Origin of the sequence: Candidatus Pseudoscillospira sp. SGI.172 (assembly GCF_050313575.1) — a bacterium.
GTDB lineage: Bacteria > Bacillota > Clostridia > Oscillospirales > Oscillospiraceae > Vermiculatibacterium.
In genome coordinates, this window is sequence record NZ_JBNPLQ010000020.1 from 19,523 (window position 1) to 40,207 (window position 20,685).

The window sequence follows — 20,685 nt, forward strand, 5'->3', positions numbered from 1 at the left end:
GGGAAAATCAAATTTTCTCGGTCACTTCGTCCGTCTTGTTCACCGGCAGGCGCATATACGCCACGTTTTCCGTAATATTTTCGATGGTGCCGGAGGCGGCAAATTTAGCCGCCTGCGCGATGGCGTTTTTAATGGCGTAGTCGTCGGAGGAACCGTGGGCCTTGATGACGGGCCGGGAGATCCCGATGAGCGGGGTACCTCCGACCTCTCGGGAGTCCATCAGCTTCTTGAAGTCCCGCAGGCCGCCGGAGACCAGTACCGCCCCCAGCTTGGTGCCCACGTTCTTCTTAAACATCTTTTTCAGCTCCCCGGACAGGAACAGCGCCGTCCCCTCCAGAGTCTTGAGGAAGATATTTCCGGAATAGCCGTCGCAGACGATGACGTCCGCCGCGCCCAGAACCGCGTCCCGGGCCTCCACATTGCCGATGAAGTGGATGCGGCCCTCATCCGCCGCCTTTTTCAGCAGGGCGTAGCTCTCCCGCTGAAGCGCACCCCCTTTGCTCTCCTCGGCGCCGATGTTCAGCAGACCCACCCGGGGCTCCGGGCGGCCCAGAATGTGCTCGGCGTAGTAAGAGCCCATGAAGGCAAACTGGAGCAGATACTCCGGCGTGCACTCGGCGGTCGCCCCGGCGTCGATGAGAAGGGCCCCGCCGCTGGGGGTGGGGATCTGGGGGGCCAGGGCGGCCCGGCGGATGCCCCGGATGCGTTTGGTCAACAGGGTGGCTCCCGACAGGAGCGCCCCGGTGGAACCAGCGGAGACAAAGGCGTCTCCCTTCCCGTCCTTCACCAGATTGAGTCCCACAGTGAGGGAGGAGTCCTTCTTCTCCTTGAAGGCAGTGGCGGGGTTGTCCTCCATCTCCACCACTTCGGAGGCGTGGACGATCTCAATGCCCGGGGGCGGGGCGTCGCACCCCAGGTCCTGGAGCACGGCGAGGATCTCATCTCCCCGGCCCACCAGAGCCACCTCCACTCCCAGCTCCCGGACGGCCTCCACGGCCCCCTTGACGTTGGATACAGGGGCGTTGTCGCCGCCCATAGCGTCTACAATGATCTTCATGCTTCTTTTCCTCCTTGGCGTTTTCCCGGTTCCCTCACTCTGTGTCCAGCCCGGCCAGCGCTTCCAGGGCCCGCTGGGAAATGGCGGCGTTCTTTTCCCGTTTGCCCTTGATGCGGATCTCCAGTGGGGGGATGATGCCGAAATTCACGTTCATGGGCTGAAAATCTGTGATGCTCTCATTGGAAACATAGAGGGCCAGGGCCCCGATGGCGGTCTCCCGTGGGAAGTCCACGGGGGCCTTCCCCGTCAGGCGGCGGGCCAGCTCGATGGCGCACAGCGCCCCGGAGGCGGTTGACTCCACATAGCCCTCCACGCCGGTGATCTGTCCGGCAAAGGCCAGCCTGGGCTCCTCCTTCACCCGGTAGTACCGGTCCAGGAACCCGGGGGAACGGAGATAGGTATTCCGGTGCATCACGCCGTAGCGCAGAAACTCGGCGTGGGACAGGGCTGGGATCATGGAAAAGACCCGCTTCTGCTCCGGCCACTTCAGATGGGTCTGGAAGCCCACCAGATTGTAGACGCTCCCCTCCGCGTTGTCCCGGCGCAGCTGGATCACGGCATAGGGCTCCCGCCCGGTGCGGGGGTCCCGCAGCCCCTTGGGCTTGAGCGGGCCATAGCGCAGCGTGTCCTCCCCACGCCGGGCCATGACCTCCACCGGCATACAGCCTTCAAAGACACTCTTGTCCTCAAAGCCGTGGACGTCGGCCTCCTCGGCCTCGGTCAAAGCCTTCCAGAAGTCAAAATACTCCTCCCGGGAGAGGGCGCAGTTGATGTAGTCCGCAGTCCCCTTGTCGTAGCGGGAGGCGAACCACGCCTGATCCATGTCCACGCTCTCAAAGGAGACGAGGGGCGCGGCGGCGTCAAAGAAATTCAGGGTCCCGCTGTCGGGGAACCGGCGGCGGATGGCATCGGTCAATCCCTCAGAAGCCAGGGGCCCTGCAGCGACGATCACCTGTCCCTCCTCCGGGAGCTCAGTGACCTCCTCTTCCCGGACCGTGATGAGGGGATGGCGGCGGATCTGTTCGGTGACGGCGGCGGAAAAGGCGTTGCGGTCTACCGCCAGCGCTCCGCCCGCCTCTACCCGATGGGCATCGGCACAGGCGAGGATGAGGCTGTCCAGGCGGCGCAGCTCCTCCTTCAGAAGGCCTGCCGCATTCTCCAGCTGGTCGGAACGCAGGGAGTTGGAGCAGACGAGCTCCGCAAAATCGGCGCTGTGATGGGCGGGGGTGCTCTGATGCGGCTTCATCTCCCGCAGCTCCACGGGGATGCCGCGTTTGGCCAGCTGCCAGGCGGCCTCGCAGCCGGCCAGGCCGGCGCCGATGATGATGACGGGATCCATAGCGCGCTCTCCTTTCAGGGGTCATTCACAGGCGCGGCGCGCCTGTGATTCAAGTCTCTTCCGCAGGCTTTTTCGCCGCGGATCTCCTCGCGGCCGGTTTTTGGGCCGCAGGCTTCTTTTCGGCGGCTTTCTTGGCCGGTGCCTTCTTCGCCGTTGGTTTCTTTTCAGCGGCTTTCTTAACGGGCATCTTTTTAGCAGCCGGTTTTTTCGCCGTTGTCTTCTTCCCGGCCGGCTTCTCTTCCGTAGGCGTCCCCTCCGCCGGGGCGGCAGTGTTCTCCCCTTCTCCGGCGGTCTTTTTCTTATAGTAGCCCCGCTGATCCTCCGGGAGAAACTCGGGACAGTCCGGGTTGGCGCAGAAGGGCTTGCGGGCCCCCCGTCCGGAGCGCTTGAACAGGGTCTTGCCGCAGGCGGCGCACACGTCCGCCGTGGGCACGTCCCAGGTCATAAAGTCGCATTTGGCATGGGGGTTCCCCTCCCGGACCACGTTGAACTCACAGCCGTAGTAGGGATATCCCCGCTTGGAGGTCTTTTTCAAAATGCGGCCGCCGCACTTGGGGCACTTGCCCGGCATCTCCACCACGATGGGCTGCGTATAGCCGCACTCCGGCCAGCCGGGGCAGGCCAGGAACCGGCCGAACCGGCCGGATTTAAACACCAGATTCCGTCCGCACAAGGGGCAGATCTCCTCGGAGACCTCGTCGGGAACCTTGATGCGCTCCCCGTCCAGATCGCTCTCCGCCCGCTCCAGCTCCTGGGAAAAATCCTCGTAAAAACGGCGGAGCAGCGCCTTCCAGTTCTCCTTTCCGTTCTCCACCCCATCCAGGTTTTCCTCCATCTGGGCGGTGAACGCATAGTCCACGATGTCGGGGAACTTGTCCTTCATCAGGCCGGTGACCACCTCGCCCAGGGGCGTGGTGCGCAGGTACTTGCCCTCCTTCACCACATACTCCCGGCCCTCGATGGTGGAGATGGTGGGGGCGTAGGTGGAGGGCCGGCCGATCCCCTTTTCCTCCAGGGCCTTGATGAGGCTGGCCTCGGTGTATCGTGCGGGGGGCTGGGTGAAGTGTTGCTCGGGCTTGAGCCCCTTGAGCTCCAGCGGCTCCCCCTCCTTCAGATCAGGCAGGGGGGACTGGTGGAGCTCCTCCTCCTCGTCCTTTCCCTCCACGTAGACCGCCGTGTAACCGGCGAACTTCAGCGCGGTGTGGTTGGCCCGGAAGCGGTACCCGGCGGAGGCCGCCTCGATGGTGACCGAGTCGTAGATGGCGGAAGCCATCTGGCAGGCCAGGAAGCGGCTCCAGATGAGCTTATAAAGGCGGAACTGCTCCGCAGTCAGGTCCTTTTTGATGTTCTCGGGGACCAACTCCACGCTGGAGGGGCGGATGGCCTCGTGGGCGTCCTGTGCGCCGGACTTGGTCTTATAGCGCCGGGTCTCCGGGGGATAGTAGTCCTTCCCGTAGCGGCCCAGGATAAACTGTTTGGCGGCATCCACCGCCTCGTCCGACAGGCGCAGGGAGTCGGTTCTCATGTAGGTGATGAGACCCACCGTGCCCTCTCCGGTAATGTCCACGCCCTCGTAGAGCTGCTGGGCGATGGCCATGGTCCGCCGGGGCGCCATACCCAGCTTCCGGCTGGCCTCCTGTTGGAGGGTAGAGGTGGTGAAGGGGGGCGCGGGATTGCGGGTCTTGTCCTGCCGTTTGACCCCTGTAACAGTAAAGGTACCCGCCTTTACCTCGGACATGACGGCATTTACCTCTTCCTCGCTGTGGAGCTCCTGCTTTTTCTCCTTGCCGTAAAAGCCTGCGGTGAATCGGCCCATGTTGGGGCGCACCCGCTCCAGATCGGCGTCCAGAGACCAGTACTCCTGGGGAACAAAGGCCCGGATCTCCTCCTCCCGCTCGCACACCAGCCGGGTGGCCACGGACTGGACCCGTCCGGCGGAGAGGCCCCGGCGGATCTTCCGCCACAGCAGCGGGGAGATCTGGTAGCCCACCACCCGGTCCAGCACCCGCCGGGCCTGCTGTGCGTCCACCAGATCCATATCCAGCTGCCGGGGGGCAGCAATGGACTCGTTGACCACCTTCCTGGTGATCTCATTGAAGGTGACCCGGAAGGTCCGGTCGTCCGGCAGCTCCAACATCTCCTTCAGGTGCCACGAAATGGCCTCTCCCTCTCGGTCAGGGTCGGTGGCGAGAAAGACTTTGTCACTTTTCCTGGCGGACTTTTTCAGGTCGGAGATGATCTCCTCCTTGCCCTTGATGGGCTGATAGTCCACGGCAAAGTCGTGTTCCACGTCCACGCCCAGCTTGCTCTTGGGCAGGTCCCGGACATGGCCCATGGACGCCACGACCTCATAGCCGGGGCCCAGATATTTGGTTATGGTCTTCGCCTTGGCAGGCGATTCCACAATCACCAGGTTGTTCTTTGTTTTGGAAGCCACAGTATCCCTCCGCGGTTCGTATTTAAGAAGTGAGAATGACACAAGCGGCGTACCGCTTCCCCGGGCGTTCCTCCACCATGCCCCGGATCTGGAGCATGGTCAAGGCGGAAAGCACTCTCCGGGCCGGAATTTGGGCCGCTTCGGACAGATCGTCGGCGGTCAGGATTCGGCGCTGAAGCGCCAAGAGGAGGTCTCGCTCGTCGTCCGTAAAGGCCTCAGGGTCGTCTGATAAAGAAATATATGCCCGCTGAGGCCCCTTGTCAACCTCTTTTTCCTCGGCTTTTTCCGCTTTGGGCGGTTCCGGAACCACTTCAAGCCGGCTTTGCGCCTCTTTTTCCGGGAGTGGCGGCCGGGGGTGGAGCCGCCCCGGGAAGAGGGGCGCGAACTCCTCCAGCACGTCGGCGGCCGAGAGAATGAGCTTGGCCTCTCCCCGCTGAATGAGCCGGTTGGCCCCCAGGCTGGCCGGGGCGTCTGCCGGACCCGGGAAGGCAAAAACCTCCCGATCCTGCTCCAGCGCCAGCCGAGCAGTGATGAGCGCGCCGCTCGGCTGTCCGGCCTCCACCACCGCCACTCCCATGGACAGTCCGCTGAGGATGCGGTTGCGGATGGGAAAATGAAACGCCTCATGCCGGGTCCCCGGGGGATACTCGCTCACCAGAGTTCCCGCGGCGGCCACATCCTCATAGAGCCATCGGTTACCGCTGGGATAAAAGACATCGATTCCCCCGCCCAGCACGCTGATGACGGTGCCGCCGCCCTGAAGCGCTCCCTTCAGTCCGGCAGTGTCGATGCCCTGGGCCATTCCGGAGACCAGAACGGCCCCCGACCGGGCCAGCTCCAGGCCCAGTTTCCCCGCCAGATTCGTCCCGTAGGGGGTACAGGAGCGGGTGCCCACCACGCCGACGGTCAGCGTCCCGTCCACCTGAAGTGATTTTCCACGCCAATAGAGGACACAGGGCGGATCGTAGATCTGGGCCAGCCGCTCAGGGTACTCGGCGTCTTGGATGGTGAGGATCCGGATGCCCAGACGATCGCAGTCGGCCAAGATTTTCTCGGCCCCTGACAGATCCTTGTCCTCCAGAACCTTGGCCTTGGCCGGAGAGAGCCCCGCCAGAGCGTATTCCTCCGGCGCGGCGAAGTAGATCGCCTCGGGCGTACCGAAGCGCTGAAGGAGCTTCCACGGATCTCCGGGCTGAAAGCCCTTGCGGGTGGTGAGCCACAGAAAATAGTTGAGGTTTGCCATGGCGGAAGCTCCTTCCTTAATTATAATAGGGACTGCGGCGCTTTGCGTCGAAAGCAGTCGGCAGCCCTATCTCATTCCCCGCCGTCCCTCCCAGAGGACTACGGCAGCCGCCACTGCGGCATTCAGAGACTCACAGCGGTCCTCCATGGGAATTCTCAAAGACTTTTGGCATAGGGAGAGCATCTTCTCCGAGATTCCCTTCCCCTCACTGCCGATCACCACCGCCGCCCCGGACAGATCCACGTCCCGGAGATCCTCGGTGTCCTCCCGCAAGGCGGTGGCGTAGAGTGGGATACCGGAGCGCTCCAGGAGCCGCTGGATCTCTTCCGGCTCTCCACGCCAGACAGGCAGCTCCCGGAAACAGGCTCCCATGGTAGAGCGCACCGCTTTGGGGGAATAGGGGTCTGCACAGGCTCCAGTGAGCAGGAGGCCGCCGGCGCCCATGGCATCAGCGGTCCTCCAGACGGTGCCCAGATTCCCCGGATCCTGCACGCCGTCCAAAATCAGATAGCGACCGGGCTCCAACCGCTGGGGCAGGACGGTGTCCGGCAGAGCGCAGACAAAGACCACGCCCTGGGGCGTCTCCGTGTCGGCCAGAGTCCCCAGCACATCCGCCGGAGTGGTCACCACACGTCCCGTGACCCCCGGAGGAAGCTCTCTCCCCTCGGCAGACACCACCGTTCGGATCTCTGCGCCCCACCTGAGCGCTTCCTCCAGCAGCTTGGGCCCCTCGCCCAGAAACTCCCCCGCCTGTCTGCGGTAGCCGCCGGAGTTGCGGAGCTTCCGGATGTGCTGAAAAAGCGGATTCTGGCGGCTGGTGATGAGCTCCATTACTTCACCTCATGGAGGTGGTTGATGTCCTCACTGCGGCCCAGCACCACCAAATTGTCCTTCTCCTCCAGCACATAGTCCGCTCCGGGGGCGACATCCAGATCCCGGTCGGCCTTGGCCTTCCGAACGGCGATGACATTGACGTGGTAGCGGTTGCGCACGTCCAGCTCCCGAATGGTGTGGTAGCGCCAGGATTTGGGCGCGGCCAGCTCCACGATCCCATAGTCGTCCGAGACCTCAATGAAGTTGAGCACGTTGGAAGAGGACAGGCCCTGGGCCAGTTTCACCCCCATCTCGTGTTCGGGGAACACCACCCGGTCGGCGCCGATCTTCTCCAGTACCTTCCGGTGGACGTGGCTCTGGGCCTTGCAGATGACCTCCCGCATGCCCAGCTCCTTCAAATTCAGAGTGATCAGGGCGGAATTTCCCACATCGTCTCCCACGGCCACGATGGCGCAGTCATAGTTGCGCACTCCCATGGCCCGCAGTACGGCGGGGTCCCGGGCGTCGCCGGTGACCGCATGGGTCACCTGGTCGGCAACCTTTTGAACGCTGTCCTCCCGGCCGTCGATGGCCAGCACCTCATGGCCCAGAGCGGACAACTCCGTGGCCACCGCCGTTCCAAAACGGCCCAGACCGATCACTACAAAAGTTTTCATACGCGCAGCAGACCTCCTTACCGGCGTCCCGGGCGGCAGCGCTGCCGGACGCTTCGGTCAAAAATCATCTCAAGATTTTCCCACTAACCGATCATAATGCTGAATTCCGGGTATTTGATATGGAGAGAACTTTTCCCGCCGATCAGGAAGGCGATGGAGACCGAGAGCACACCCACCCGCCCCGTGTACATGAGCGCAATGAGCAGCATTCGGGACAACGGGGAGAGCGTGGGGGTGATCCCGGTGGTCAGGCCCACGGTTCCCAGGGCCGATGCCGTTTCAAAGGCAGCGTGGAGGAAGGGCACTCCGTCGGCCAGAGACAGCACCATAGCGCCGCCCATCTGGAGAAGGAGCACCATGAGAAACATGGTCACCGCGTTCATGGCCCGCCGGGCCGGAAGGGTGCGGCCCAGGAAAGTGATAGATTCCCGCCCCCGCAGGTTGGTGAACAGCACCATGAACAGCACCCAGGCCGTCACAGTCTTGATACCGCCGGCGGTGGAGCCGGAAGAGCCGCCGATCAGCATGAGGATACATCCCATAACCTGGGAATTGTCCCGCATGGCCCCCTGGTCGATCACATTGAACCCCGCCGTGCGGAGCGTGACGGACTGAAAGACAGCGTTGAGCCACTTCTCCCCCGCAGGCATTTCCCCCAGGGTGGCCGGATTGTCCCCCTCTGTGGCCATAAAAAAGACTGCGCCAAAGAGAATGAGAAACGCGGTGAGCCCCAGCACCAGGCGGCTGTACAGCGTCAGCTTCCCCCAGCGCCGGTTCCTGGCCACATCCTCCCAGACGAAAAAGCCCAGACCGCCCATTACGATCAGCCCGGCAGTGGTGAGCAGCACCAGCGGGTCTGCATGGAAATCAGCCAGGCTGGAAAAAGCGCCGGTATCCCCGCCCTGGAGGTCAAAGCCCGCGTTACAAAAAGCGGATACCGAATGGAACAGGGCGTGCCAAAGCCCCCGGATCAGGCCGAACCGGGGGATCATGCGGATGGAGAGCAGCACAGTGCCCAGCAGTTCCAAAAAGGCGGTGCCCATCAGGGCCCGGCGCACCACCCGCACCACACCGTCCAGGTCGTTGAGGTTCAGCGTAGAGACCATAATGAGCCGCTCAGACAGGCCGATGTGCCGGTGGGCCACCAGGGAGATCAGGGTGATCACCGTCATAAAACCCAGTCCGCCCAGTTGAATGAGCAAAAGAATCACCGCCTGACCAAAAGGCGACCAGGTCAGCCAGGTATCCACTACGATCAGTCCCGTGACGCAGGTGGCGGAGGTGGCGGTAAACAGTGCGGAAAAAAAGCCGATACTCTCTCCGCTTCTGGTTGCAATGGGGAGAGTGAGCAGCAGTGCTCCCACCAGGATAATCATGCCGAAAGACTGCGCCACCAGCCGGGTGGAGTTGAGCCTCCGGCCACGAATAAAATGATCCTGGATAAAATGAGCCAAACGTTCCAGCAAACAGCCTTCTCCTTTCCGTTCAAACACAGCGCAAAAAGGGGGACTCCCCCCGGGGAACGCAGAAAGGCATACCGGCGAGGAAATGTCACCGGTATGCCCATCTGGGAGATCCGATCAAAGGGGCTTCATCGTGGGGAAGAGAATCACATCCCGAATGGTGTCCGCCCCGGTGAGGAGCATGACGGCCCGGTCCACCCCGATGCCCATGCCGCCCGTGGGGGGCATGCCGTAAGACAGTGCGTTGAGGAAGTCCTCATCCAGCATCTCGGCCTCGTCGTCTCCCCGATTCCGGAGCTCCACCTGCTTTTCAAAGCGCCGGCGTTGATCGATGGGATCGTTGAGTTCGGAATAGGCGTTGGCCAGCTCGGAGCGACAGACGAACAGCTCAAACCGCTCAGTCAGTCGGGGGTCGGCGGGACTCCGCTTGGTCAGCGTGGAAACCTCCACAGGATACATGGTAATAAAGGTGGGCTGGATCAGCTTCTCTTCCACCTTCTGGTCAAAGCAGGCATACAGGGCATTGCCCCAGGTCTTGTCGGCTGTCTCGGCCAGCTCTACGCCCTTGGCCTTGGCGGCGGCCACCGCCTCGGCGTCGTCAGAGATCGCGCCGAAGTCGATGCCCACATATTCCTTGACGGCATCGATCATGGTCAGGCGGCGCCAGCCGGGAGTCAGGTCCACCTGCTCCCCCATCCACTCCACTTGATAGCCGCCCAGGATCTCCTTGGCGGCGCCGGAGATGATGCCCTCGGCCACATCCATCATGTCGTGGAAGTCGGCGTAGGCCTGGTAGAGCTCCACGGAGGTGAACTCCGGATTGTGCTTGGGATCCATGCCCTCGTTGCGGAAAATGCGGCCGATCTCATACACCCGGTCCATGCCGCCCACGATGAGCCTCTTCAGGGGCAGCTCGGTGGCGATACGCATATACATGTCGATGTCCAGCGTATTGTGATGGGTCACGAAGGGCCGGGCGGAGGCGCCGCCGGAAATGGTGTTCAGGACCGGGGTCTCCACCTCGATATAGCCCCGCTCGTCCAGGTAGCGGCGCATAAACTGGATGAACTGGGAGCGGATGATAAAGTTGCGCTTGACCTCCGGGTTCATGATGAGGTCCACATACCGCTGCCGGTAGCGCAGTTCCTTGTCCTGAAGGCCGTGGAACTTCTCCGGCAGGGGGAGAAGCGACTTGCTGAGCAGCGTGATGTTCTTGGCCCGGACGCTCATCTCGCCCCGCTGGGTACGAAAGACCTCGCCATCCACGCCCACGATGTCGCCGATGTCGTACTTTTTAAACTTCTTATAGGCCGCCTCGTCCATCTCGTCCTGGCGGGCGTAGAGCTGGATGCGGCCATCCCGGTCCTGGAGGTCGCAGAAGCTGACCTTGCCCATGCCCCGCTTGGACATGAGCCGTCCGGCCACCTTGACTTCTTTACCCTCCATGGCGTCAAAATTGTCCTTGATCTGCTGAGACGTGGTATCCCAGGCAAAGCGGGTCTGCTGGAAGGGATCCTCCCCCGCCTCCTGCAACGCGGCGAGCTTTTCCCGCCGCAGGCGCAGCAGCTCGGAGAGCTCCTGCTCCCCAGTGCCGTTCTTCTGTTCCTCTGCCATTTTCCTCTCTCCTGTTCCCGGGGAGCTGAAGCCCCCTTCTTCTCTCCGTTACGCCTTCTGGATATCCAACAGTTTGTAGCGCAGAGTCCCCGCGGGGGCCTCCACCTCCACGTGGTCTCCCACCACCTTGCCCAGCAGGGCCCGGCCGAAGGGAGAATCCTCGGAGATCCGTCCGTTCATGGGGTCGGCCTCCTGGGAACCCACGATGCGGTAAGTCTCCTCCTCGTTGAACTCCTCATCCAGCACCTTTACCAGGCTGCCCAAACCGACGGCGTTGGCGTCGAAGTGCTGATCTTCAATGATCACATAGTTGGCGAGAACCGCCTCCACCTCCGCAATGCGGGAGTAAAGCTTGCCCTGCTCATTCTTGGCCTCGTCATATTCGCTGTTCTCGGACAGGTCGCCGAAAGACCGGGCCTCCTTGATCTGCTCGGCCACCTCGCGCTCCCGCACCGTCTTTAGATAGACCAGTTCCTCCTGCAGCTCCTGCAGGCGCTGCGGAGTCAGTTTATACTGTTTCGCCATAGCTGTAAATCACCTTTCGTTCTTATTCTATCGATGAGAAACAGACCGTTTCCAGCCCGATGGGTTTCAATACATACTCCTGCTTTTACATTATCCTGTATTATATGTATTTTCCATCGTCCTGTCAAGGACATTCCTCTGGCACACCACGCCGATGCCCTCCGCCTCGGCCCGTCCGGTCTCCCACAAAACCTCCAGCAGCATCAGGGGATCGACTCCCTCCGGCATCGGCGCTTTCTTCCACTGCAATTCCAGCCCCGCCAGATCAGGACTGCCCCAGAGCCGCAGTACTTCTCCCCCCAGGGTCTGACAGGGGGAAAGCTCTACTGTCACTTGGGGCCGCAGGCCTTGTCCCAGTCCCGGCGGCGCGGCTCCATAGGCCCGGCGCAGATGCCCGGCCAGCTCCTCCCCACCCTGGTGAAAATCCAAAAGCAACACCCCGGTCTGCGGACAAAGACTGTCGGCCAGCGCCCACGCTGTCCGGTCCGCCACTGCTCCGCAAAGCGCGGCGACCCGGTTCTTCAGAGGGTATTTTTCCAGCAGGGCCAGCGCAAGTTCCCCACCCTTGGCCTGACAGAGCGGCAGTGGATCCACCGGTGCGATCCCCCAGTGGGCCAGCTCGGGCCAGCCGTCAAAGGACACATCCGCCATGACCCGGCGAACTCCCATCCGCCCAAGGACCCTTCCCGCCTGGGCCAGACGCCGCCGCCTGTTTCCGGGGGGCAGCGTGACTGAGACCAGCGGCAACCCCAGCAGCCGGCACTCCTCTACCTCGGGACGCCAGTGCCATTGCCCGGAAGAAATAAGCCGTCCAACCATCTCCATTTTCCCCCCTTGGGGGATGGTATGCATATCCTGTCTCCGTCATACCCAAACCATCCAAACAGATTTTTCACCGCCATCTCCCCATCCGCCCCGGCAAAAAGCAGGCCGCAGGCGCCCGAGGGCATCCTGCGGCCAAATGAACTTACTGCCCCAGCAGTTCCAGCGCCTTTTGCAGCTGCTCATCATCGGCGTGGGCCAGGGTCCCGGCCCGGAGGGCCGCCTCCTTTTCCGCTGTGAGCGCCACTTCAGCATCCAGACTCACTCCGGTCCCGATGAGGGAAATACCGTTGCCCGTATAATACCGGGCAGTGGAAATATTCATGGCTCCGCCGCCCAGCAGCGGAATGGCCTGCTGAGAATACCCCTTTCCGGAGGTCTCCACCCCCACCACCGCGGCCCCGGCTGCTTCCCGAAGTTCGGCGGCGAAAAATTCCGCGGCAGAGTAGGTGTCCGCGTTCACCAGCACAGCCATGGGGATCTCCACACACTGCGCATCGGACTCCACGCGCTCCTCCGGCCCGTCCCGGCTTTGGGTCCGGAAGATGACCCCCTCGGGCAGCAGGCGGTCCAGCATATCCGTGAGTTCCCCCACATAGCCGCCGCCGTTGTCCCGCATGTCGAACACCAGGGCCTTCGCCCCCTGCCGCGTCAGATCGTCCACCGCCCCAATGAGCTTTTCGGCGCTGTGGCTGTAAAAGTTCTCCAGCTTTACATAGCCCACGCCGCCATCCAGCAACTCATAGTGCACCGGCTCGGTCTCCAAAGCGGCCCGGGTCAGGGATACCTCCCGTACCGCCCCCACGGGTGTTTCTACCGTGAGAGAGACAGGAGTCCCCTCCTCCCCCAGGATGGCCTGACCCCCTTCGTAGCGGTCCTCCCCCGCAATGGATTGCCCATCCACAGCGGTGATGATCTCCCCTGCCGCCAAGCCGGCCTCAGCGGCCGGAGAGGCCTCCAGCACCGCGAGAATGACCAACCCTTTTGGATCTTCATATCCCACGGTGACCCCGACCCCCACATAGGAGTTGGTCCGGCGCTGGTTCTGCGCCTCATACTCCTCCGCGGTCAGGTAGTGGCTCCACCGGTCGCCCAGTCCGTCCACCATGCCTGCCAGCGCGCTGTCCACGGCCGCCGCAGGGTCGTAATCCCCCACAAAGCGGGTACGAACCACTCCAAGCCCCTGAAGCAGCGTAAGGGCCTGAGGGCCTATAAGCAGATAGGCCGCCAGAGCGGCAGCAGCCAAAGCAGCCAGGGCTCCGCCCAGAACCGCCGCAATGAGCTGCCAGCGGGAAAATCGTTTTTCTCTCACGTCTTGGTGCCCCTTCCCAGAAAGACGGGCGGAGAATCTCTCTCCGCCCGTCTCCTGTCGCTTAATGGAAATTGACGCCGGGGAACATACTTCTGGGATCCTGGCGGACACCGTTGACCCGCAGTTCCAGATGAAGGTGGTTTCCGGTAGAGGAACCGGTGGTCCCCACGTAGCCGATGACCTGTCCCTGGCTCACCACCTGGCCCTCGCTCACCGCCCGGGAGCGCATGTGAGCATAGAGCGTGCTCCTCCCGTTTCCGTGGCTGATGACCACATAGTTGCCGTAGGAGCTGGGCGCATAACCAGAAATCGTAACTACGCCGCCCTGGACAGCATAGATGGAAGTTCCTCCAGGGGCAGGCAGATCGATGCCGGTGTGATTGTTCGGCTTTCCTGTAATGGGGTGGGTCCGCCAGCCAAAATAAGAAGTGATGTGGGTATAGCTGCTGGGCAGCGGATAAGCATACCCGGAGCCGGTATGAAAGGTGATCTTCTGGGAGGCAATGAGCTTCTCCAACTCCTTCTGCTTGGCGGCGATCTTGGCGGCGATCTTCTCCTCCTCCGCCTCCTCGGCCGCCACCAGCGCCTCAGCGGCGTCAGCCTGGCCCTTCAACTCATCAAAGAGGGCCTGGGCCTCCCGCACCTTTGCGGCCTGCTCAGTCCGCTTGGCGTCCAGCTGGGCCTTCTGCTCGTCCAGTCCAGCCTTGGACTCGTTGAGCCCGGCCAGAGTGTCCTCCACCTCTTTGCGAGCCGCCGCCAGCTCTTCCACCACACCGTTGTCGTACTCCATGATCTCATCCACCAGAGCCAGCCGGTCCAGAAGGTCAGAGTAGTCGCTGGCGTCAAAAAGGACCGACCAATAAGAGACGGTCCCCGCCTCCTCCATAGACCGGGCCCGCTGGCAGAATCGGTCGTACGCGGCGCTCTCCTTGGCCTGGGCCTCGGTCAGCGCCGTCTCCTGCGCTGCAATGAGCGCGGTATAGGTGTCGATCTGGCTCTGGGTGTTGGCCACCTCGGTGTCGATGGCGGCCAGCTCCTGATCCAGAAGTTTCTTCCGCTCCAGTGCCTTGGCCTTGTCGTTTTCGAGAGCCTTCAGCTGTGCCTGGAGCTCCTTCTTTCGAGCGCTGGCCTCGGCCGCGTCATCCTTCAGCCCGGAGATCTGATCCTTCAACTCACTCTGGCTGACGGCGTGGGCCGAGGTAAGCGCGCTGCCCAGCAGCGGCAGCAAAAGGGCCAGCACCATGACCAGTGCCAAAAGTGCAGTGACAATCCGCCGCCAGTCCGGCTTTTTCCCCTGTTTTTTCGTCTGTGCTTGCTGTTTCAATTTGATTCCCTCCGGATTCGTCGTCAAACCTGCAGGAACTTCCGAATGGCCAGCACGCTGCCCCCGGTACCCACCACCAGTCCGGTGACGGAGAAAATGCCCAGCACCCTGAGAGCGATGCTCTGGAACGGGATTATTGTCAGCAGCTGGATGGTCTGCCCGGTACTGATGGCCTGGGCAATCAGTGTGTAGATCCCCCACTGGAGGAAGAAAGCGCACACCGCGCCCGCCAGGCCCAGGATCATCCCCTCAAAGATAAAGGGGCCCCGGACGAAACCGTTGGTGGCGCCGCACATCTTCATGATGGCGATCTCCTCCCGGCGGGTGAAGGTACCCAGCTTGATGGTGTTATAGATGATGAACAAGGAGATGAGCAGCAGCAGCGCAATGAGGATCAACGCCACGCCGGTGGCCACATTCCGCACCATCACAAACCCCTGCGCCACCTCGGGGGCGGCCTGGAGATTGACGATTCCCGGCACGGCGGACACCCCGTCCATGGTCTCCTGGATCCGGCTGATGTCCGTCATATGGACAGAGTACCGATCCCGAAACACCTCGTCGGGCAGATCGGCGTACAGTCCGGCGTTCTTGTCCCCGGCAAACTGATCGGCGTAGTTGGCCTTGGCCTCCTCCTTGGTGGTGAAGGACACCGAGGCCACGTTGGGCAGGGCCTCCAGCTGGCTTTGCAGCGCCAGGGCCTGCTCCCGGGAATAGCTCTCATCCACAAAGGCCAGAAACTCATTGTCCCGCTCCAGGTCGCCCAGCTTGTTCTCCAGGTTGAGGGCCACCAGAGAAAAGGATCCCATAATGAGCAAGCAGGCCACGATCATGAACACGGCGGCAAAAGACATGAGGCCGTGGGTAAAAATGGAGTGAAACCCCTCCGAAAGGTAATAGCCCAGGTCAAATTGTTTCTTCATTGTTATAATACCCGCCTGTCTCGTCGCTGATGATCCGTCCGTTCTCAATGGCGATCACCCGCTTGGAAAAGCGGTTGACCAGTTCCTTCTCGTGGGTGACCACCAGCATGGTAGTGCCCAGCTCGTTGATTTTTTCCAGCAGCAGCATAATCTCCAGGGAACGCTGCGGGTCCAGGTTTCCCGTGGGCTCATCGGCGATGATCATCTGGGGGTTGTTCACCAAAGCCCGGGCAATGGCCACACGCTGCTGCTCTCCGCCGGAGAGCTGCGTGGGATAGCGGCTCCCCTTCCTGGCCAGGCCCACCAGATCCAGCACATAGGGGATGCGCTTGCGGACCTCCCTTGGAGAGGCTCCCACCGCCCGCATGGCGAAAGTGAGATTCTCCCACACTGTCTTTTTTTCGATCAGACGGAAATCCTGAAAGATGACCCCCAGCGTGCGGCGCATATAAGGCACCTGATTGGGGCGAATGCTCCCCAGATTGTACCCGTTGACCATGATGCGCCCGCCGGAGGGCTGGACTTCGCCGGTAATGAGCTTGATGATGGTGGATTTTCCGGAACCGGAAGGCCCCACCAAAAAGGCAAACTCCCCATCGTCAATGCGCATGGAGACCCCTTTCAGAGCCTTGGTGCCGTTATCGTATGTCTTTTGAATATCTAAGAGGCGTATCATTCCCTTGCTCCTCATAAAGCGATTGACAATCAGACACAGGCGGCGGACCGCTGGGTTCGATTGTCAATCACGTTTACTCTTTTATGTATGATGCGTAAGGATCTTCTATCAAAGTTCTCTTTGCCGGTTTCCCGTTTCGCGTCGGCTGTCCGCAGGCCCTTCTATCAAGGTTCTCTTTGCTGACTTTCTCTTGAAAGAGAAAGTCAGTTGTCGATCCCCCGGGAGACCAGGTATTTCTTGACCATCAGAGCCACCTTGAAGGTGATGGCGTCGTCAAACTCCCGCAGATCCAGCCCCGTGAGTTTTTTGATCTTCTCCAGCCGGTAAACCAGAGTGTTCCGGTGGACAAAGAGCTTTCGGGCGGTCTCGGACACATTCAGATTGTTCTCAAAGAATTTGTTGATGGTGAACAGCGTCTCCTGATCCAGCGCGTCGATTGGGTTTTTCTTAAAGACCTCTTGGAGGAACATCTCACACAGGGTGGTGGGCAGCTGATAGATCAGCCGGCCAATGCCCAGATTGTCGTAGTTGATGACGCTGCGCTCGGTATCAAAAACCTTTCCCACCTCAATGGCCATCTGGGCTTCCTTATAGGAGCGGGCCAGATCCCGGATGTTGGTGACCACCGTACCGATACCCACCACCGGCTTCAAATCCAGTTCGGACATAAGCCCATCCTCGATCTGGCGGGCGATTTTGTCCAGCCGCTTGCTCTCGGTCCCCTCCGGCATCTGCTTGATGACCGCCACATCGGTCTCACTGATGGAGAGGACGAAATCGATCTGCTTGTCGGGGAACATGGCCTGGATCGTGTCGATCATTGCAGGATCGGCAGGCTCCGGCTGCCGCACCAGAAAAACGCCCCGGGGCACGTCGCAGACAAAATGGAGCTCCTTGGCCCGAACGTAAATATCCCCCAGCAGAATGTTGTCTGAGATGATGTTCTTGACAAAAGTCCCCTTGTCGTGCTTTTCCTCATAGCTCTGCTTGGCCCCATTAAAAGCCACTGCCGACAGGCAGCACAGCCCCTTCGCCACGTCGTCCTCGCCCTGAACAAAACCCGCGTAGTCGAACTGGGTGCCCCAGCTTGCCAGAGCCTTAAAAGTGCGCCCCTCAAAGCGGACCATGCCGTTTTCCGCCGCATTGAGCTGCCCCACTACTTCGCCCCAACGCTCTCCGATCAAAGAGAGCTCATCGCAGGCCACCACGGTCCCCTCGGCGTCGATCACGCCGATCACCCGGTCAGTCCCTTCCTTCATCTGTAACACGACACTCTGAAAAATCCGATTGGACATCTGGAATGCCTCCTTACCTTAATTCCCATCCGGGTGGTCACGCGTACATTTTCAATGACCTGCGTCCATTTCTGCACAAAGTATACAATTTCGCACAGATAGATCCCCGTGGCGCAGGCGATTCACACGAATATTATTATAGCGGCTTTTTTCTCCCTTTTCAATAGCAAATTTCACTTTTTTTGTGGAAAATGCCGAATCCTCTCAGATCCCGTCGTTCCCGCCCGCCGCAGTGCCTCCAATTCAAGGTCCGACAGCGGCCTCCACGAACCGGGAACCAACTGTTCGTCCAGCGTCAGAGGTCCGAAGGTGAGGCGTTTCAGGAAGGTCACAGGCTTCCCCCGGGCGGCCAGCATCCGTTTGATCTGGTGGTACTTCCCCTCCCGCAGCGTCACCAAGGCCTCCCCGTCCCCCCGCGGCTCCAGCACGGCCGGAAGGCAGTGGAGCCCGCTGGCCAGGACCATTCCCGCCTGGAACGCGGCCGCATCGCCCTCATCCAGCACTCCGTCCACCCGTACCAGATAGGTCTTGTCCACATGCCGCCTGGGCGACAGCAGTCCGTGGGCCAGCGGTCCGTCGTTTGTGAGCAGGAGCAGGCCCACCGTGTCCTTGTCCAGCCGCCCGGCCGGGAACAGCCCGACCCGCCTCAGGTGCTCGGGCAGCAGAGAGAGCACGGTGGGCTGCCGTGGGTCATCCGTAGCCGAGACCAGCCCGGCCGGCTTGTTGAGCATGAGATAGACCCGGGCGCTTCCGGAGATGTCCTCCCCATCCACCTGGAAGCAGGCGGTCTCCGGGAATTTTGCCTCCCGGCTCCCGGCCACCGCACCATCCACTGTCACCCGCCCTGTGCGGATCAGCTCTGCCGCCTCCCGGCGGGACCAGCGCCCGGTCCCGGCTAAAATTTTATCCAGACGCTCCATCCGCGTCCCCCTCTCTTTGTACTCTCTTTTGCTAAGCCTATCATATTTTTCCACCGCCTACCATAGAATTTGATCAGAGGTCAAAGGGCAAAGGGGAGATCATTGTGTTCATCTGGACGGCAAAAGTCAATCGGCGCAAGATATATCTGGTTTTGGCAGCAGCGGTGATCGTCTGCGGCGCGGTGCTGGCCGCCACGGTGCTGGGCGGTCGGGGTGCCGAGGCCTCCGCCTCGATCAGCCCGAAGGGAATCAAGACAGAGGAAGATCGAATCGCCTATCTGGGGGCCTGGGGCTGGCAGGTCTCTCCGGATGCCGTCACTGTGGAGGAGCTGGAGCTTCCGAAGGACTTCGGTCCGGAGTACTCCGAGTACCTCTCGCTCCAGTCCGGTCAGGGCTTTGACCTGACCAAATACGCAGGGAAAAGGGTCAAACGGTACACATACAGCGTGGGGAACTACCCCACGGGAGATGCCGGTGTGAAGGCTCACCTTCTGCTCTTCCGCAACACTGTGGTGGGAGGAGAGATCCTGGGGGACGGCTTTCTCCACGGCCTGGAAATGCCCACCTGAGCGGGTATAGGAGGCAAATTGCCCTGAACGCGGAGACTGGCGTCAGAGAGCCTGACGCCAGTCTGCTTCCTTCCCTTTCCTTTCTCAGCCCGTCCAGCACACTCAACGGATGAGCTTGTCCCGTCCCACATGCAGAAAATAGATGTAGTAAATCGTCCCTACTGCCTGGAGGAAGCGAGAGACCAGGTTCATAAATCCACCCATGTCGCTCAGGGCGGTCACCATGGAGAGACCCTGGCAGAGCACCGCGATCGCCGTACAGCCCAGGTAGAGCTTGCGGGCGCTTTCTTCCAGCTTCGCGACCTCCCGCTCCCCCTTGCACAGCCGGGTGGTGGTATCGCAGACATAGGCCATCCCCATATAGGACAAGATCAAGGAAATTGCCCGCAGAAGCAGGAAGATCCAACTTCCGGTGATGGCGGTCAGGATATCACACACCAGCACACTCAGCGCAAAAAACAGGGCCACGCGATATCCGCTGTCTGCCCTCATGGCAACGCTCAGGCCAACCGCTGTCAGCGCCAGACTGATCACATCGGTGGCCACATACAGAATGGTGACCACAGGCCCCAGTGCGGTCAGGCACACCAGAACCACCGAAACAACGTAGAGGATCTGTGCGATGAATACCAGCCGCAGCCCCTTGACCGCGGCGCTCCGAGTCTCTCCCATGTTACGATTACCCCTTTACTTCATCAGATGAACGTTCAGATGTTCGTATGTCATCTCGACACCGGCAGCGTCAAAAGCCCCCTTCACCTGTTCCAAAAGGTCATAGTGGACCTCCCAGTAGTCTTCCGTGGCACACCAGACCCGCAGAATATACTCCACGGAGCTCTCCTTGTAGGCGCTGACCCGGATGAGCGGCGCCGGAGTGGGCAGCGTCCGGGGATGCTCCCCCACCACTTTGGCGATGCAGCGTCTCACCGCCTCCTGAGGCGCCTCGTAAGAGGCCGTAAACTTCAGTTCCACCTGCCGCTTATCGGCTGCGGTAAAGTTGACGATGGTCTTGCCGGAGATCTCCCCGTTGGGCACAAAGATCGTCTTGTTGTCCACCGTATTCAGCTTGGTGTAGACCAGTCCCACCTCGCTCACCGTTCCACTCACACCGCCGGCCTCCACAAAGTCCCCGGCAGAAAAAGGGCGGGCTGTCAACAGCATGATCCCGCCCGCCAAATTGGACAAGGTACCCTGCACGGCCAGGGAAATGGCCAGGCCCAGCACGCTGAGCACCGCCACCAGCGAGGTCATGGGCACACCCAGATAGCCCAGCAGGACACAGAGCGCCACCAGCCACAGGATGGCCTTCAGCCCGGAGCGGAGAAACGTCCGCACGCCCCGATCCAGTTTGGAACGCACCATGGCCCGGTCCGCCAGCTTCATAATCACTTTGATGATCACCAGGCAGGCCACCAGCAGCCCGACAAGCACCAGTGCTTTTTCCCAGGAAAAGTTCTTCAAGACCCGGTTGATCTGTCCCCAAGCCTCCTGCGCAGCCTCGGTATCCACGCTCGTGGGCATGGCATCTCCCCCTATTCCCCGAAAACGGGGCATTATTTTATTTATTTTATTATATATTTGGAAAAAAAGCAACGCCTTTTCTTGTGTAAAGAGTCCCCCGTCTCCCTCACGCCGTATCAAAAAGCTGCTCCGGGGTGCTTGCATCGCAAGCACCC

The 20,685-nt window shown here is 61.2% G+C and carries 19 protein-coding genes; 1 reads left to right on the forward strand and 18 read right to left on the reverse strand.

Translation table 11 applies throughout. The annotated features are described in order from the left end of the window. Positions 1-7: 7 nt before the first annotated feature. From plsX to ACQRD3_RS08880, 16 genes are all read right to left on the reverse strand, one after another. A complete protein-coding gene (gene plsX, locus ACQRD3_RS08805; protein WP_427781057.1) occupies positions 8-1,057 on the reverse strand; it encodes a phosphate acyltransferase PlsX in 1,050 nt (349 codons plus the stop codon). Positions 1,058-1,091: 34 nt separating this feature from the next. Beyond that, positions 1,092-2,396 carry a methylenetetrahydrofolate--tRNA-(uracil(54)-C(5))-methyltransferase (FADH(2)-oxidizing) TrmFO gene (gene trmFO / locus ACQRD3_RS08810; RefSeq protein ID WP_427781059.1) on the reverse strand — a complete coding sequence of 435 codons (1,305 nt, stop codon included), beginning with the start codon at positions 2,394-2,396 and terminating at the stop codon, positions 1,092-1,094. A gap of 49 nt (positions 2,397-2,445) precedes the next feature. Beyond that, a complete protein-coding gene (gene topA, locus ACQRD3_RS08815; RefSeq protein WP_427781061.1) occupies positions 2,446-4,833 on the reverse strand; it encodes a type I DNA topoisomerase in 2,388 nt (795 codons plus the stop codon). Positions 4,834-4,855: 22 nt separating this feature from the next. Next, on the reverse strand, positions 4,856-6,076 hold the full coding sequence (dprA, locus tag ACQRD3_RS08820; RefSeq protein WP_427781063.1) for a DNA-processing protein DprA: 1,221 nt from the start codon (positions 6,074-6,076) through the stop codon (positions 4,856-4,858). A 66-nt stretch (positions 6,077-6,142) separates the two neighbouring features. After that, entirely contained in the window at positions 6,143-6,907 is a 765-nt protein-coding gene (locus ACQRD3_RS08825; protein ID WP_080908570.1) for a TrmH family RNA methyltransferase, read from the reverse strand. Beyond that, positions 6,907-7,566: a potassium channel family protein gene (locus tag ACQRD3_RS08830; RefSeq protein WP_080908571.1), complete on the reverse strand. Its 660-nt coding sequence runs from the start codon at positions 7,564-7,566 to the stop codon at positions 6,907-6,909. The genes ACQRD3_RS08825 and ACQRD3_RS08830 overlap by 1 nt, the downstream gene beginning before the upstream one ends. Positions 7,567-7,649: 83 nt before the next feature. Then, positions 7,650-9,032, reverse strand: a complete 1,383-nt coding sequence (locus tag ACQRD3_RS08835) for a potassium transporter TrkG (RefSeq protein ID WP_080908572.1) — start codon at positions 9,030-9,032, stop codon at positions 7,650-7,652. Between the two features lie 114 nt (positions 9,033-9,146). Beyond that, positions 9,147-10,643 (reverse strand): lysine--tRNA ligase, encoded by a 1,497-nt coding sequence (gene lysS / locus ACQRD3_RS08840; protein ID WP_427781065.1) that lies wholly within the window; start codon positions 10,641-10,643, stop codon positions 9,147-9,149. A gap of 48 nt (positions 10,644-10,691) precedes the next feature. After that, positions 10,692-11,168: a transcription elongation factor GreA gene (greA, locus tag ACQRD3_RS08845; protein ID WP_080908680.1), complete on the reverse strand. Its 477-nt coding sequence runs from the start codon at positions 11,166-11,168 to the stop codon at positions 10,692-10,694. A 90-nt stretch (positions 11,169-11,258) separates the two neighbouring features. Next, entirely contained in the window at positions 11,259-11,993 is a 735-nt protein-coding gene (locus ACQRD3_RS08850; RefSeq protein WP_427781067.1) for a hypothetical protein, read from the reverse strand. Positions 11,994-12,135: 142 nt separating this feature from the next. Then, a complete protein-coding gene (locus ACQRD3_RS08855) occupies positions 12,136-13,302 on the reverse strand; it encodes a S41 family peptidase (protein ID WP_427781069.1) in 1,167 nt (388 codons plus the stop codon). A gap of 61 nt (positions 13,303-13,363) precedes the next feature. Then, positions 13,364-14,626 carry a peptidoglycan DD-metalloendopeptidase family protein gene (locus ACQRD3_RS08860; protein WP_427781071.1) on the reverse strand — a complete coding sequence of 421 codons (1,263 nt, stop codon included), beginning with the start codon at positions 14,624-14,626 and terminating at the stop codon, positions 13,364-13,366. A 23-nt stretch (positions 14,627-14,649) separates the two neighbouring features. Then, positions 14,650-15,549, reverse strand: a complete 900-nt coding sequence (ftsX, locus tag ACQRD3_RS08865; RefSeq protein ID WP_080908683.1) for a permease-like cell division protein FtsX — start codon at positions 15,547-15,549, stop codon at positions 14,650-14,652. Next, on the reverse strand, positions 15,533-16,225 hold the full coding sequence (locus tag ACQRD3_RS08870; protein WP_080908684.1) for an ATP-binding cassette domain-containing protein: 693 nt from the start codon (positions 16,223-16,225) through the stop codon (positions 15,533-15,535). The genes ftsX and ACQRD3_RS08870 overlap by 17 nt, the downstream gene beginning before the upstream one ends. Positions 16,226-16,428: 203 nt before the next feature. Further along, positions 16,429-17,520: a helix-turn-helix domain-containing protein gene (locus ACQRD3_RS08875; protein WP_080908685.1), complete on the reverse strand. Its 1,092-nt coding sequence runs from the start codon at positions 17,518-17,520 to the stop codon at positions 16,429-16,431. A 173-nt stretch (positions 17,521-17,693) separates the two neighbouring features. Beyond that, complete coding sequence (locus ACQRD3_RS08880; RefSeq protein ID WP_080908686.1) at positions 17,694-18,440, reverse strand: pseudouridine synthase; 747 nt, start codon at positions 18,438-18,440, stop codon at positions 17,694-17,696. A 104-nt stretch (positions 18,441-18,544) separates the two neighbouring features. Between ACQRD3_RS08880 and ACQRD3_RS08885 the strand changes: the two genes are divergently transcribed. Then, complete coding sequence (locus ACQRD3_RS08885; protein WP_080908687.1) at positions 18,545-19,009, forward strand: DUF4830 domain-containing protein; 465 nt, start codon at positions 18,545-18,547, stop codon at positions 19,007-19,009. A 102-nt stretch (positions 19,010-19,111) separates the two neighbouring features. On the opposite strand, the gene ACQRD3_RS08890 is transcribed toward ACQRD3_RS08885, so the two are convergent. Together ACQRD3_RS08890 and ACQRD3_RS08895 are read right to left on the reverse strand one after the other, a co-directional pair. Further along, complete coding sequence (locus ACQRD3_RS08890; protein ID WP_080908688.1) at positions 19,112-19,681, reverse strand: hypothetical protein; 570 nt, start codon at positions 19,679-19,681, stop codon at positions 19,112-19,114. 15 nt (positions 19,682-19,696) lie between these two features. Beyond that, positions 19,697-20,530, reverse strand: a complete 834-nt coding sequence (locus tag ACQRD3_RS08895; RefSeq protein WP_080908689.1) for a mechanosensitive ion channel domain-containing protein — start codon at positions 20,528-20,530, stop codon at positions 19,697-19,699. Positions 20,531-20,685 lie beyond the last annotated feature (155 nt).